The organism is Streptococcus infantis (assembly GCF_047463175.1).
Taxonomy (GTDB): Bacteria; Bacillota; Bacilli; order Lactobacillales; family Streptococcaceae; genus Streptococcus; species Streptococcus infantis_AC.
In genome coordinates this window covers 104,216-118,789 of record NZ_JASHEJ010000003.1, presented here as the reverse complement: position 1 = coordinate 118,789, position 14,574 = coordinate 104,216, and the positions used below count along the sequence as shown (strand labels likewise).

At 41.3% G+C, this 14,574-nt stretch carries 14 protein-coding genes and 1 pseudogene; 14 read left to right on the top strand and 1 reads right to left on the bottom strand.

Annotated elements, in window-relative coordinates:
* Positions 1-94 precede the first annotated feature (94 nt).
* The 13 genes and pseudogenes from QM859_RS06820 to QM859_RS06760 all read left to right on the top strand — a co-directional run bounded on the left by QM859_RS06820 (position 95) and on the right by QM859_RS06760 (position 12,985).
* Positions 95-4,489: a PolC-type DNA polymerase III gene (locus QM859_RS06820; protein WP_414262537.1), complete on the top strand. Its 4,395-nt coding sequence runs from the start codon at positions 95-97 to the stop codon at positions 4,487-4,489.
* Between the two features lie 22 nt (positions 4,490-4,511).
* Positions 4,512-4,664 carry a hypothetical protein gene (locus QM859_RS06815; protein ID WP_016466267.1) on the top strand — a complete coding sequence of 51 codons (153 nt, stop codon included), beginning with the start codon at positions 4,512-4,514 and terminating at the stop codon, positions 4,662-4,664.
* A gap of 23 nt (positions 4,665-4,687) precedes the next feature.
* Entirely contained in the window at positions 4,688-5,929 is a 1,242-nt protein-coding gene (locus QM859_RS06810) for an aminopeptidase (RefSeq protein WP_414262536.1), read from the top strand.
* Positions 5,930-5,938: 9 nt separating this feature from the next.
* Complete coding sequence (locus QM859_RS06805; RefSeq protein ID WP_006153144.1) at positions 5,939-6,169, top strand: GlsB/YeaQ/YmgE family stress response membrane protein; 231 nt, start codon at positions 5,939-5,941, stop codon at positions 6,167-6,169.
* A 143-nt stretch (positions 6,170-6,312) separates the two neighbouring features.
* Positions 6,313-7,221 (top strand): LysR family transcriptional regulator, encoded by a 909-nt coding sequence (locus tag QM859_RS06800; protein ID WP_036756668.1) that lies wholly within the window; start codon positions 6,313-6,315, stop codon positions 7,219-7,221.
* A 28-nt stretch (positions 7,222-7,249) separates the two neighbouring features.
* Positions 7,250-8,287 (top strand): tRNA preQ1(34) S-adenosylmethionine ribosyltransferase-isomerase QueA, encoded by a 1,038-nt coding sequence (queA, locus tag QM859_RS06795; RefSeq protein ID WP_414262535.1) that lies wholly within the window; start codon positions 7,250-7,252, stop codon positions 8,285-8,287.
* A gap of 186 nt (positions 8,288-8,473) precedes the next feature.
* Complete coding sequence (locus QM859_RS06790; RefSeq protein ID WP_414262534.1) at positions 8,474-9,037, top strand: ABC transporter substrate-binding protein; 564 nt, start codon at positions 8,474-8,476, stop codon at positions 9,035-9,037.
* Between the two features lie 74 nt (positions 9,038-9,111).
* Positions 9,112-9,666, top strand: coding sequence for a hypothetical protein (locus QM859_RS06785; protein WP_414262720.1), 555 nt, complete (start codon positions 9,112-9,114; stop codon positions 9,664-9,666).
* Positions 9,667-9,797: 131 nt separating this feature from the next.
* A complete protein-coding gene (locus tag QM859_RS06780) occupies positions 9,798-10,451 on the top strand; it encodes a hypothetical protein (protein ID WP_414262533.1) in 654 nt (217 codons plus the stop codon).
* A gap of 54 nt (positions 10,452-10,505) precedes the next feature.
* Positions 10,506-10,601 (top strand): annotated as a pseudogene (locus QM859_RS06775) (beta-carotene 15,15'-monooxygenase); the annotation flags it as partial.
* Positions 10,602-10,607: 6 nt separating this feature from the next.
* Entirely contained in the window at positions 10,608-11,561 is a 954-nt protein-coding gene (locus QM859_RS06770; RefSeq protein ID WP_414262532.1) for a hypothetical protein, read from the top strand.
* Positions 11,562-11,618: 57 nt separating this feature from the next.
* Positions 11,619-12,152 (top strand): thiol-disulfide isomerase, encoded by a 534-nt coding sequence (locus QM859_RS06765; RefSeq protein ID WP_373075327.1) that lies wholly within the window; start codon positions 11,619-11,621, stop codon positions 12,150-12,152.
* A 164-nt stretch (positions 12,153-12,316) separates the two neighbouring features.
* Positions 12,317-12,985 carry a hypothetical protein gene (locus QM859_RS06760; protein ID WP_414256323.1) on the top strand — a complete coding sequence of 223 codons (669 nt, stop codon included), beginning with the start codon at positions 12,317-12,319 and terminating at the stop codon, positions 12,983-12,985.
* Between the two features lie 55 nt (positions 12,986-13,040).
* Here the strand turns inward: QM859_RS06760 and QM859_RS06755 are convergent, their stop codons facing one another.
* Positions 13,041-13,574 (bottom strand): hypothetical protein, encoded by a 534-nt coding sequence (locus QM859_RS06755; RefSeq protein ID WP_414262531.1) that lies wholly within the window; start codon positions 13,572-13,574, stop codon positions 13,041-13,043.
* 238 nt (positions 13,575-13,812) lie between these two features.
* Between QM859_RS06755 and QM859_RS06750 the strand changes: the two genes are divergently transcribed.
* Complete coding sequence (locus QM859_RS06750; protein WP_414262530.1) at positions 13,813-14,469, top strand: hypothetical protein; 657 nt, start codon at positions 13,813-13,815, stop codon at positions 14,467-14,469.
* Positions 14,470-14,574: the final 105 nt, after the last annotated feature.

The window sequence follows — 14,574 nt, the reverse complement described above, 5'->3', positions numbered from 1 at the left end:
AAGTCACTTAGTGACTTCCTTTTTCTGTTTGGTAAAATAGCTAAAATTGCCTCAAATATGGTAAAATAGAGGGAGTATATTGTGAGGAAAATGGATGTCAACCACTTTTGAAATTTTAATGAATCAGTTGGGAATTCCTGCTGAGATAAGAAATCATGAGGCCTTCTCCCAGGCTGAAATTGAACAAGTTATCGTACACAAGCAAAGTAACATTTGGGAGTTCCGTTTTGTCTTTGAGAATATTCTGCCCTTTGAACTCTTTTTAGCATTGAAGAAGGGATTGAAAGAAGAATTTTCAAAAACAGGAAATCAAGCGACTTTCGAGATTAAAACGAAAGATCAAGATTTTTCAAGAGAGCTTTTACAGGCCTACTATCGGGAGGCTTTTTCAGCTGGCCCTTGTTCTAGCCAAGGATTTCGGACCATGTATCAGGATTTTCAGGTTCGGTTTGAAAATGATCAGTTGATTATTGAGGCCTCTGAAGCAGCAGATACAGAGCATTTCAGAAAAAATCACCTGCCTAATCTTGTCAAACAGTTGGAAGAATTTGGTTTTCCTAAATTAACCTTCCGATTGGAAAAAAATGAGGACCTGACCAAGGAAGAACAAGAAGCCTTCCATACAGAGAATCAAATGATTGTTCAGGCTGCCAATGATGAGACCCTTCGAGCTATGGAACAGTTAGAACAGATGGCACCGCCACCTCCAGTTGAGGACAAACCTGTCTTTGATTTCCAAGCCAAGAAGGCAGCTGCCAAGCCTAAACTCGACAAGGCAGAGATAACTCCAATGATTGAGGTCAATACCGAAGAAAATCGACTGGTTTTTGAAGGGGTTGTCTTTGATGTGGAACATAAAGTGACTAGAACGGGTCGTGTCTTGATTAATTTCAAGATGACTGACTATACGTCTAGTTTCTCTATGCAAAAATGGGTCAAAAATGAAGAGGAAGCTCAGAAGTTTGATATCATCAAGAAAAATTCATGGCTCCGTGTTCGTGGAAATGTCGAGGTCAATAATTTCACACGAGATTTGACCATGAATGTACAAGATGTGCAGGAAGTAGTCCACTATGAACGTAAGGATTTGATGCCAGAAGGCGAGCGTCGCGTTGAGTTTCATGCCCATACCAATATGTCGACTATGGATGCTCTTCCTGAGGTTGAGGAAATCGTTGGAACAGCAGCAAAATGGGGTCATAAAGCAGTAGCAATCACAGACCATGGAAATGTTCAATCCTTCCCTCACGGTTATAAGGCTGCTAAGAAAGCTGGTATTCAGCTGATTTATGGAATGGAAGCCAATATCGTAGAAGATCGTGTTCCTATCGTCTATAACGAAGTGGAGATGGATCTTTCTGAAGCTACCTATGTAGTCTTTGACGTGGAAACGACGGGTCTATCTGCTATCTATAATGACTTGATTCAGGTGGCGGCTTCCAAGATGTATAAGGGTAATATCATCGCTGAGTTTGATGAATTTATCAATCCTGGGCACCCCTTATCAGCCTTTACAACCGAATTGACAGGAATTACTGATGATCATGTGAAAAACGCTAAACCCTTGATTCAAGTTCTGAAAGAATTCCAAGAATTCTGTAAAGATACCGTTCTTGTAGCCCATAATGCAAGCTTTGACGTTGGTTTTATGAATGCCAACTATGAGCGTCACGGTCTTCCAAAAATTACTCAACCTGTCATCGATACGCTAGAGTTCGCTAGAAATCTCTATCCTGAGTACAAACGCCATGGTTTGGGCCCCTTGACCAAACGTTTTGGCGTAGCTCTAGAACACCACCATATGGCCAACTATGATGCGGAAGCAACTGGTCGTCTGCTCTTTATCTTTATCAAAGAAGTAGCAGAAAAACACGGTGTGACAGACTTAGCACGATTAAACCTTGATTTAATCAGTCCAGACTCTTATAAAAAAGCTCGAGTTAAGCATGCGACTATCTATGTGAAAAATCAAGTGGGCTTGAAAAATATCTTTAAGCTGGTTTCCCTTTCTAATACCCAGTATTTTGAAGGAGTTCCACGGATTCCACGTACGGTGCTGGATGCCCATCGAGAAGGTTTGATCTTAGGTTCAGCCTGTACGGAAGGGGAAGTCTTTGATGCAGTCGTATCACAAGGTGTAGATGCGGCAGTCGAAGTAGCTAAATACTATGATTTTATCGAGGTCATGCCTCCGGCTATCTATGAACCTCTGATTGCCAAAGAGCAGGTCAAAGATATGGAGGAGCTTCAGACTATTATCAAGAGCTTGATTGAGGTCGGAGACCGTCTCGGTAAGCCCGTTCTTGCGACAGGAAATGTCCACTATATCGAACCTGAGGATGAAATTTATCGCGAGATTATCGTGCGAAGTCTAGGTCAGGGTGCCATGATTAACCGAACGATCGGTCATGGAGAAGCTGCCCAACCAGCTCCACTACCAAAGGCGCATTTTAGAACAACCAATGAAATGTTGGATGAGTTTGCCTTTCTAGGAGAAGATTTGGCTCGTAAGATTGTCATTGAAAATACTAATGCCTTGGCAGAAATCTTTGAGCCTGTCGAGGTTGTTAAAGGCGACTTATATACACCGTTCATTGACCAAGCTGAAGAAACGGTCGCCGAGTTAACCTATAAAAAAGCTTTTGAAATCTATGGAAATCCACTACCTGATATCGTTGATCTACGGATTGAAAAGGAATTGACCTCTATCTTGGGGAATGGTTTCGCCGTAATTTATCTGGCTTCACAGATGCTAGTGCATCGTTCCAACGAACGAGGTTATTTGGTTGGTTCCCGTGGGTCTGTTGGATCTAGTTTCGTTGCGACCATGATTGGAATTACCGAGGTCAATCCGCTCTCTCCTCACTATGTCTGTGGTCAGTGTCAGTACAGTGAGTTTATCACAGATGGTTCTTACGGTTCAGGTTTTGATATGCCCAATAAGGACTGTCCAAACTGTGGCTACAAACTCAGCAAAAATGGCCAGGATATTCCTTTCGAGACCTTCCTTGGTTTTGATGGGGATAAAGTACCTGATATCGATTTGAACTTCTCAGGTGAAGACCAACCGAGCGCACATTTGGATGTTCGTGATATCTTCGGGGAAGAATATGCCTTCCGTGCAGGAACGGTTGGTACGGTGGCTGCTAAGACAGCCTATGGATTTGTCAAGGGTTACGAGCGTGACTATGGCAAATTCTACCGAGAAGCCGAAGTTGAGCGCCTAGCCCAAGGAGCTGCTGGTGTTAAACGTACGACCGGTCAACACCCAGGAGGAATCGTTGTTATCCCTAATTATATGGATGTCTATGACTTTACTCCAGTGCAGTATCCTGCAGATGATGTAACTGCTGAATGGCAGACCACTCACTTTAACTTCCACGATATCGATGAGAACGTCCTCAAGCTCGATGTCCTTGGACATGATGATCCGACAATGATTCGCAAGCTCCAGGACTTGTCAGGCATTGATCCAAATGATATCCCTATGGATGATCCTGGTGTCATGGCCCTCTTCTCGGGTACAGATATCCTGGGAGTGACACCTGAACAAATCGGCACTTCGACCGGTATGCTTGGAATTCCAGAGTTTGGGACCAACTTTGTTCGCGGAATGGTGGATGAAACTCATCCGACGACCTTTGCGGAGTTACTTCAGCTTTCTGGTCTGTCTCATGGTACCGACGTTTGGTTGGGAAATGCCCAAGACTTGATTAAGGCTGGAATTGCGGACCTATCAACCGTTATCGGATGTCGGGATGACATCATGGTTTACCTCATGCACGCTGGCCTGGATCCAAAGATGGCCTTTACCATCATGGAGCGTGTACGTAAGGGATTGTGGCTTAAAATCTCAGAAGAAGAGCGCAATGGTTATATCGAAGCTATGAAGGCTAACAATGTACCTGAGTGGTATATCGAATCTTGTGGGAAAATTAAGTACATGTTCCCTAAAGCCCATGCGGCAGCCTACGTTATGATGGCCCTTCGCGTGGCCTACTTCAAGGTTCACCATCCGATTTATTATTACTGTGCTTACTTCTCCATCCGTGCCAAGGCCTTTGATATCAAGACCATGGGTGCAGGCTTGGAAGCTATCAAACGCAAGATGCAAGAAATTGCTGAGAAGCGCAAGAACAATGAAGCTTCCAACGTGGAAATCGACCTCTATACAACGCTTGAAATCGTCAATGAGATGTGGGAACGTGGCTTTAAGTTCGGCAAATTGGACCTCTATCGCAGTGATGCGACTGAATTCATCATCGATGGAGACACCCTCATCCCACCATTTGTTGCTATGGATGGACTGGGAGAGAACGTTGCCAAGCAACTGGTTCGTGCCCGTCAAGAGGGAGAATTCCTCTCTAAAACTGAACTCCGCAAGCGTGGTGGACTCTCATCAACCTTGGTTGAAAAGATGGATGAAATGGGCATTCTCGGCAATATGCCAGAGGATAACCAGTTGAGCTTGTTTGATGATTTGTTTTAAGAGGTAGAACGGAGGACATTTGATGAAACTAAGAATTTTTGCGGAAGACAAGCCGGCTGAGAAGGTGTTTGAGTATCAATTGGAGATTGCTGATCAGACAATCCTTCTATCGACAGCACTCTTGTCAGGTGCTATTGCTTTAGCAGGATTATTTTCTGCTTTGAAAGAAAAATAAACAAATAGAAAAGGGAAAACAGAATGGTTTTACCAAATTTTAAAGAAAATCTAGAAAAATACGCTAAGCTTTTGGTTGCAAACGGAGTGAACGTGCAACCTGGTCATACCTTGGCTCTCTCTATCGATGTGGAGCAACGCGAGTTGGCTCACTTAATCGTCAAAGAAGCCTATGCACTTGGAGCGCATGAAGTTATCGTTCAATGGGCAGATGACTTTATAAATCGTGAGAAATTCCTTCACGCGCCGATGGAGCGTTTGGACAATGTGCCAGAATACAAGATCGCTGAAATGAACTACCTTCTTGAAAACAAAGCAAGTCGTCTCGGTGTTCGTTCTTCTGACCCAGGTGCCTTGAACGGAGTAGATGCAGAAAAACTTTCAGCTTCTGCTAAAGCAATGGGAATTGCCATGAAGCCAATGCGTATCGCAACTCAATCTAACAAGGTTAGCTGGACTGTAGCAGCAGCTGCCGGACTAGAGTGGGCTAAGAAAGTCTTTCCAAATGCTGCAAGCGACGAAGAAGCAGTAGACCTCCTTTGGGATCAAATCTTCAAGACTTGCCGTATTTACGAAGAAGATCCAGTTAAGGCTTGGGAAGAACATGCAGCAATTTTGAAGAGCAAGGCGCAAATGCTCAACAAAGAGCAATTCTCAGCTCTTCACTACACTGCTCCTGGAACAGACTTGACACTTGGCTTACCTAAGAACCATGTCTGGGAATCTGCCGGAGCGATCAATGCTCAAGGCGAAGGTTTCTTGCCAAATATGCCAACAGAAGAGGTCTTTACAGCCCCTGATTTCCGTCGCGCAGATGGTTATGTAACGTCTACAAAACCTCTTAGCTACAATGGAAATATCATCGAAGGCATCAAGGTGACCTTTGAAAATGGTCAAATCGTTGATATCACAGCTGAAAAGGGTGATCAGGTTATGAAGGACCTCGTCTTTAAGAATGCTGGTGCGCGTGCCTTGGGTGAATGTGCCTTGGTACCAGATCCAAGCCCGATTTCTCAGTCAGGGATTACCTTCTTCAACACTCTTTTCGATGAAAATGCTTCTAACCACTTGGCTATCGGTGCAGCCTATGCAACGAGCGTTGTTGGTGGAGCTGAGATGAGCGAAGAAGAGCTAGAAGCTGCAGGACTTAATCGTTCAGATGTTCACGTTGACTTTATGATTGGTTCTAACCAAATGGATATCGATGGTATCCGTGAGGATGGGACACGCGTACCACTCTTCCGCAATGGAGATTGGGCAATTTAAGGAGAAACTATGCTTGGAAGTATGTTTGTCGGTCTTTTGATCGGACTATTAGCAGGAGCTATCACCAATCGTGGAGAACGGATGGGATGCTTCGGGAAAATGTTCCTGGGTTGGATTGGTGCTTTCCTGGGTCAAATGCTTTTTGGAACTTGGGGGCCTATCTTAGCTGATACGGCTATTATCCCATCAGTTTTAGGAGCCATGATTTTATTAGCCATCTTTTGGAGAAAAGACAGCTAGTTTTAAATTGCTAGAACAGATAAAGAGGTTGGAAATCATCCAACCTCTTTTTTATGAGCTGCAAAAAAAGACTGATATGCGGCTAGCTTGGCTTTCAGTGACTGTTCCTTTTTATATTGCCTCAAGTATGGTACAATAAAAACATGAGAATTCAACAATTACACTATATTATCAAAATCGTAGAGACTGGTTCGATGAATGAGGCTGCCAAGCAACTTTTCATTACACAACCGAGTCTATCAAATGCTGTTCGTGACCTAGAAAATGAGATGGGAATTGAGATTTTTATCCGAAATCCTAAGGGAATTACCCTTACACGTGATGGGATGGAGTTTCTATCCTATGCCCGTCAGGTTGTCGAACAAACGCAACTTCTAGAAGAACGTTATAAGAATCCAATCGCTCATCGCGAGCTTTTTAGTGTGTCTTCGCAACACTATGCCTTTGTGGTCAATGCTTTTGTTTCCTTGCTCAAGAAAAGCGATATGGAAAAGTACGAGCTTTTTTTGCGTGAAACCAGAACTTGGGAGATTATCGATGATGTCAAGAACTTCCGAAGTGAAGTGGGAGTTCTCTTTTTAAATAGCTATAACCGGGACGTTCTTTCAAAGATGTTAGACGACAACCATCTAGTTGCCCACCATCTCTTTACAGCCCAACCCCATATCTTTGTCAGCAAGACCAACCCTCTTGCTAAGAGAGACAAGGTGCGATTGGTAGATCTAGAAGACTTCCCATACTTGAGCTATGACCAAGGTACCCATAATTCCTTCTATTTCTCAGAGGAGATTTTGTCTCAGGAACACCACAAGAAATCCATCGTTGTTAGTGACCGTGCGACCTTGTTCAATCTCTTGATTGGTTTGGACGGCTATACCATCGCAACTGGTATCCTTAATAGTAACCTCAATGGAGACAATATCGTTTCGATTCCACTTGATATTGATGATCCTATTGAACTGGTTTATATCCAGCATGAGAAAACTAGCTTGTCTAAGATGGGTGAACGCTTCATCGAGTACCTACTTGAAGAAGTTCGCTTTGATAAGTAATTTGAATAAATGAGAAGAGAAAAGAAGAATGACGACATTAAATACAAATGATTTTGATTTTCACTTACCAGAGGAATTGATTGCTCAGACTCCTCTGGAAAAGCGCGATGCCTCTAAACTCTTGATGGTTAATCGCAAAACTGGAGAATTTCAAGATCGCCACTTTCACTCCATTATTGACATGCTAGAGCCAGGTGATGCCCTGGTTATGAATGATACCCGTGTCTTGCCAGCCCGACTTCATGGTCAAAAGGAAGAAACAGGGGGCCACGTTGAACTCTTGCTTTTGAAAAATACAGCAGGAGATGAGTGGGAAGTCTTGGCTAAACCAGCTAAACGTCTCAAGGTCGGCACCCGTGTTATCTTTGGTGATGGTCGACTTAGCGCAGTCGTGACTGAGGAATTAACCCATGGCGGTCGTATTGTCCGTTTTGAGTATGAAGGAATTTTCCTAGAAGTACTTGAAAGTCTGGGAGAAATGCCTTTGCCTCCATATATCCACGAAAAATTGGATGATCGTGAACGTTACCAGACCGTCTATGCCAAGGAGAGTGGCTCAGCCGCTGCTCCGACTGCAGGGCTACATTTTACCAAAGAATTACTAGAAGAAATCCAGCAAAAAGGCGTTCACCTAGTCTACCTGACCTTGCACGTTGGACTTGGGACCTTTAGACCTGTTTCAGTAGATAATCTGGATGAGCACGAGATGCACTCAGAGTTTTATCAATTGTCTGAGGAAGCTGCAGCGACCTTGCGTCAGGTCAAAGAAAATGGTGGCCGTATCATTGCTGTGGGGACAACCTCTATCCGTACACTAGAGACTATCGGAAGCAAGTTTGACGGCCAAATCCAGGCCGACTCTGGCTGGACTAATATCTTTATCAAGCCAGGCTATGACTGGAAGGTGGTGGATGCTTTTTCTACTAATTTCCATTTGCCAAAGTCTACCTTGGTCATGCTTGTCTCAGCTTTTGCAGGCCGTGAATTGGTCCTCGAAGCCTACCAGCATGCTATCGATGGGAAATACCGTTTCTTTAGCTTTGGCGATGCCATGTTTATCTACTAAAAAGCAATGAAATAAAGACTAGAGATAGAAGGGCTAATTCCTAATAGGATGAGCCTTTTTTCTATGTAGGGTAGCTATTGAATTAAAAGCAAATAAATGATACACTGAAGACTACGATACAGCCGTCAAATATATGCAAAATCTGACGAGCTACTTTTATCTGTGTCTATTTCAAAGGAGATTTTTATGAAAAACAAAACATTACGCTATACGAGCCTATCAGTCCTGACCTTGTTGACTGCCTTGACCTTGGTTGCCTGTGGTGGAAAGACTGACAAGAATACGTCATCTTCAAATCAAAAGGAGACAACAAGCAAGGTGACTACAGAGTCCGCAAGTAAAACTGAAGCAGGCCAAAAAGAGGAGCAGAAGTCAGAAACAAATAGTGCGACAGAAGCTACAACCACTCAAGCAGAACAAAAGGAAGATAAGAAAAAATCACAAGAGGCTTACGCTAAATTTGTAGGAACTTGGGAAAACTACGCGGGAACAACTGCAACAGTCACAACAGATGGAATTGTAACGATCCAAAGTTCAAATGGAACCTTTAAATACGAGATGGGTCAAGTAGAGGAAAAAGACGGCTACTACTCAACAGGTATTCATCTTGTCGGTGGTGGACAAGGGGCACGACTGATCTTTACCCCAGCTGGAGTCCAAAACGAAGTGACAGGTACAGATGGCAGTCAAGATGTCTTGTCTATCGGTCAATCTGTAAGCGACAAAGATAACCAGTTTTACCGTAACTAAGAACATCAATCAGAAGTAAGGGTGGAGAAATGTCCTTGCTTTCTAACCAATTTAAAAAGGAGTATAAAATGAGTATGACTTTTGTTGTTTTCTTTATCATCTTTATGTTATTAATCTTTGTTTTTGTAGCAGGGATTGTTTATTGGGCTATTAGCCACGCCAATAAAAATAACAATGAATATCTAGCCTTTGCAACTGCTCACGGATATCAATTTGACCAAGCTCAAGGTAGAGACAACTATAGGGATTACTCAAGCAGAACGATATCTAGTACGGTCACTATAACTCCAGTCCAAAGTCCCTATGTAGAAAAATATGCCAATTTTAGCTATTATCCTTTTGGGTGTGGACATGAGAGAAAAGTTGCCTATGTCATCTCTGGTAACTACAAGGGGAAACAATTTCGGGCTTTCACTTATCATTTTAGAGGCAATACAATTGAGGGGACAGGAACAGGTGGTGTCTTTAATGTTGTCATGATTGAATGCCCAAATACACCAAAAGGTCAGCTTTCAGAGCAAGTTTTCTACGAAAATGGCTTTCTTTGTGGATATCAACATGGAAACCTAAACGTGGAAACCATTCATGATCGAGTGAACCAACTAGGAAATATTGCCCAAGGTTTATAATTCTCATTCTTTATCTCTCTTTGGGAAAAAATCTATCAATTGTGTCATAAAATTGGAGGAGTCAATGGAGAAAAAATCTCTTTTTCAGGGAAGTTTTAAGAAAAACAGTTGGTTAGAGGAGAAAGATAAGTATGTTTTTTAGGAAAGTGATTTATATAGGGGAAAGTGATGGTCAGGCTATTTATGTTCATATCGACGAGCCACGAAATCCTCTAGCAGCTCCTAAAAGAAAATTTTTAGATACTGAGGCATCCCGTGGAAATCGAAAACACATTGTCTGGTTGATTTGTGGCCTTTTAGGATTCAGTAGCATCATGCAGCTTTTCCCGGCAACACGCTTTTTTACGGGTGTCTATAGCTATGAAACTCTGATGTATTTTCTGCTAATTTGGTTACTGGAAGCCATTTTACTATTGGTGATCGTGGAGCGAGCACTCTACAAAAATGTTGCCTTAGCGCAACCTACCAGCAAGGAAAACTTCAGAAGAGCCGTCGATAGCAATCTCTTTTGGAATAATTTTTCAGATAAGAAGGTTACCCTTGGCAAGAAGCTAATTGCTTGGGTTTTCACAGTCTTTATGGCTGTTATGGGCTTGGTGGGTCCAATTTCTGTCACTTCCATGCTCGTTTTGAAGATGATGGGAACACCAATCGGCAATGAGGTGTTTCCTTTAAGTTTGATGGGGGTTTTGCCAGCTGTCGCAGTTCTATTGCTGTGGCAAAATAATATGATTCGATGGCTGAAGGCAGTTGAACGGTACAGAAATAGTCGAGTTAAGAAGTAAATATAACAAAGGAAATAGAAAGAGGTCAATATGTTTTTTCTTAGACGCCGTCTGGAATACAAAGAATATCTGGGGATTAGCGACCGCGAATGGTACAGCAAACGCTATTATAAGAAGTTGATCAAAAGCAGTCAACTAGAAGAGGAGTAGTGGGATATGAACCGTCAGTCAGAAGCATTAAATAAGGAATATTTTCAAGCGCTGGGTTCCACGCGAGCTTCTGTTAGAATGTTGAGTTTGGCCTGGGCTGGTTTGTTTGTATTGAGTATTGACCTGACTCATGTATACTTTTTTATCAAGGAGCAGTTCACAGTAGATCCCTTTTCGAATGTCCCTTTTCTTTTTCTATGTCTCCTTCTATTGCTCATGCTGGGCTGTCAGATTATGTCATTCAGCAAGACATTCATCTATAAACATCAACTCTTTAGTACTGCGATGCTCTTTGTACTAATCAATGGGATTCATCTTTCATTGGTTTTAATGGATTATATCCTCACTATTTTAACGAATGAGGTTCTAAAAAATTCGCTGATCTACTCGCTGATTTATTGGTTAAGTTCCATTGGTTTATTCATGGGGTTAATTGTTTATAATGCCAGTTGGTTAAAAAAACAACTAAGAAAAGGATTTTCAGAAAAACGAACAACTGCTAACTATATAGCCTTTTCAGGTGTTTACAGTAAACCATCCCTTTGGATTATTCTAGGAGTTACTTTGTTAGGCGGAGGATTGGCTAGTTTATCCGGTTATTATTTGCAAACATTTGGGATTGTGAGCAATATAGTGTTTATTTCAGCTTTTTCAAGATTAATCGTCGAAGTTGGTTATCTACTTTATCTAAGAAGTAAGGATAAGACCTATTGGGAAGAAGTACCTAAGGAAACCAAGAGTCAGTCCTTTTTGAAAACCATAGACCTTAAAAAGGCAAAGCACCGCTTGACTACAGAAGTTGTCTTATTTTTGACTCTAGCAGTGTCTTTAAAACTATTGAATATAGATGCTGAAAATAGCCCGATTTGGCTTATATGGACAATAAGAACTTTTGGTTATTCAATTCTTTTGGATACCACTATTAGTTTTATTTATTATCAGATTAAAAAGAAGAGATAGAGAGAAAGAAAAAGCAGAAAGCCTTCTTTGACTATTTAGAAAGAGGTGGTAAGAGTAATGTTAGATAAAATGAAACAGTTTAAGTGGTTGATAATAGTATCTTTTATCTTATTAGTTATTCCTTTGTATCTCGCTTATAAGAATTCTCAAGAATCCAGTACTCTAAAAACAGCTTTTGAAAAACAGGATAGAATCGCAGTTCTTCATTATTTAATGACGTCGGAAAAGTACGCATCTCAAATACGTAAAGCGGGATACATCATTCCATCTGATGGTGCCATTCGTCTAGACGGAGTCATTTATCCACTTGAAATAGAAGGAGAAGTACATTTGAAAATCAGCCCTCCTCAGAAAGATACAAAAGATTTTCAGTTATTTTTCATTACACAAGTTAATGAAAAACAAACATATGTAGCTTTCGTGTTAGATAAAGACCTTAATTTAATTTATTCTAACTATTCTCAGGATAACGACAGTGGAAAAAGAGAAGGAGTCTCTATCTCGCAATCCGAAGAAGATCGTTTGTTGAAAATTGTTCGAGGAGAGATTGATGGCTTCATGGAAAATATGTATCGGATCTTATATGCCTAAGTATAGATATAGGTACTGCTAAAAGTAAGCTCTTAAATACAGATGTTGCGCGTGGAAATCGAAAACACATTGTCTGGTTGATCCGATGGCTGAAGTCAGTTGAACGGTACAGAAATAGTCGAGTTAAGAAGTAAATATAACAAAGGAAATAGAAAGAGGTCAATATGTTTTTTCTTAGACGCCGTCGTGTCTTTATCGGCGAATGTGATGGTCAAGCGGTCTATTATGACCAAAAGACGAGAGAGGCTTTAGCCGCTCCCAAGAGTGTCCTACTCAATACTGAAGGGGCTCGGAAGACCAACGCCTATATTCCTGAATTGGTGATTTTCTTCATGGCTGGTGGAACGGGTGGCTTTGGGTTCCTTGCAGCTATGAGTATCGGGGTCTATAACTGGACCAGTTTGACCTTTATCCTATTATTTTGGTTGGCTGAGTTTTTGTTTATGGTTGCTTTACTCGAACGAGCTCTATATAAAAATGTACGCAAGGCCCAGCCGACGACAGAAAAGATCTTTTACTATGCGGCTTCTCATAACCTGATGGTGGGGGAAGAAAACTTTGATCCGGCTAAGCTGTCGACTAAAATCTTCCGAATTGTTCGTTTTCTAATAGTTGCCACTAATATCTACTTGTTATATGTTTTTTATAGCTATACTCAAAAATTTGGTCAGGAAATTGAATTAGGTTATGAATTTTGGATAGCTGGATTATTACTCTTTGCACTCGTGTTAGTGTATAACCAAAACAATCCAGTTCGCTTTGTGAAGATTATGAGATTATATAGCCAAGGGAAAGTGCGATTTAAGAAAGAACAGGATGAAAGCGGAGCGTAGCATGTGCTAAATCGCTAACAACACAAAAGCCCTGATGTAGGGCTTTTTTTACTTGCTAGTATAAGAAATCAATGCCATAGTTTTCTTTTAGATAGGTCGCCAACTCGGCTTTTTCTTCCTCTCTAAATCGACAAAGGCTAAAGGCGAGACGTAATTTCAAGGAGGTTGTATCGATGATGACGTTTGATTTAGAAATATCTTCTAGCTGGGTCACCTCTCTCAGATCGAAGTCTAAATAGTAAGCCTTGCTGTTAACGTGGTCGGGGTCACTGACATCCACTTCAACATAAGATGCTCGCAACAATTCTTCTTTTGGGATGAAAATTTCCTTGGAAAAGAAGAGCCCGGGATAGACATAAATACCTTCAAAGGTGAATTCAAAGGAGAGTCTGTGGCTAGAAAGTCTTTTGATGCCTGCAATCGTTGAATAGATAGCAGCGAAAAAGAGGATGGTTGGGACTACAGTAAGAAGACTAAGCTGGGAAAAGTCGATCAATCCATGCGCGAGGAAAAAGAAAAATTGAAAGAATACACCCGCCGCAAAGACTAGATAGCCGACACCGACAAATTTTGAATAATAGATTTTCATAGAAACCTCCAGATATAGAATTGAACTCTCCAACGCTTTTTCAGTAGAAGTCGTAAAGATCATGCAGAGTTAAAATTTTAGGTATTCCCATCATATCCTATGGAGCGAAGTTCTGTCAACCTTTTAGCAAGATGTGGCTCTTAGCTATCTTATGACCTAGCAAGTTGGTTTATGGTATACTAGGATAAAGGTAATCCAAACTTTGACAACATATTTTCATAAATAGAAAGAGGTCAATATGTTTTTTCTCGGACGCCGTCGTGTCTTTATCGGCGAATGCAATGGTCAGGCTGTTTATTATGACCAAAAGACAGGAGAGGCTTTAGCTGCTCCAAAGAGTAAGTTGCTCAATACTGAAAAAGCTGGTGAAACGAATTCTTTTATTCCTGAATTGGTAATTCTCTTACTAGCAGGTGGACCTGCAATTTCGGGCTTCTTTTCCCTCAAGTTTATTGGTGTCTATAACTGGTTCAGTCTAGCCTGTATTCTTCTATTTTGGTTGATGCAGTTTTCCTTGTTGGTTGCTATACTTGAACGAGCACTTTATAAAAATGTTCGAAAGGCCCAGCCAACGACAGAGAAAGTCTTTTTCTTTGCAGCATCTCATAATTTGTTTGTAAAAAATCAGTTTGATCCTAGACAACTGTCTGCTTTACCTTTTCGATTTGCTCGCTATCTAATAAATATAGTGTCTATCTATTATTTTTTGTATTTCTTGACTCTTCCTCGAAAATTTGGTCGACCGATTGATGAAAGCTATGCTTTGTGGTTTGCTGGCATGTTATTCTTTGTAATTTTTCTTATGTATAACCAAAACAATGCAGTTCGTTTTGTAAAGATTATGGGATTATATAGCCAAGGAAAGGTACGCTTTAAGGAAGAAGTGGAACATTGACCATCTATCTTTTGGGATAGCCCCTAAATACTTAGATAAACAAAAAAGCCTTGATTTCAAGGCTTTTTCCTGTTGTTTAGATGCCCCCTGCAGGCTCTTTGAAAG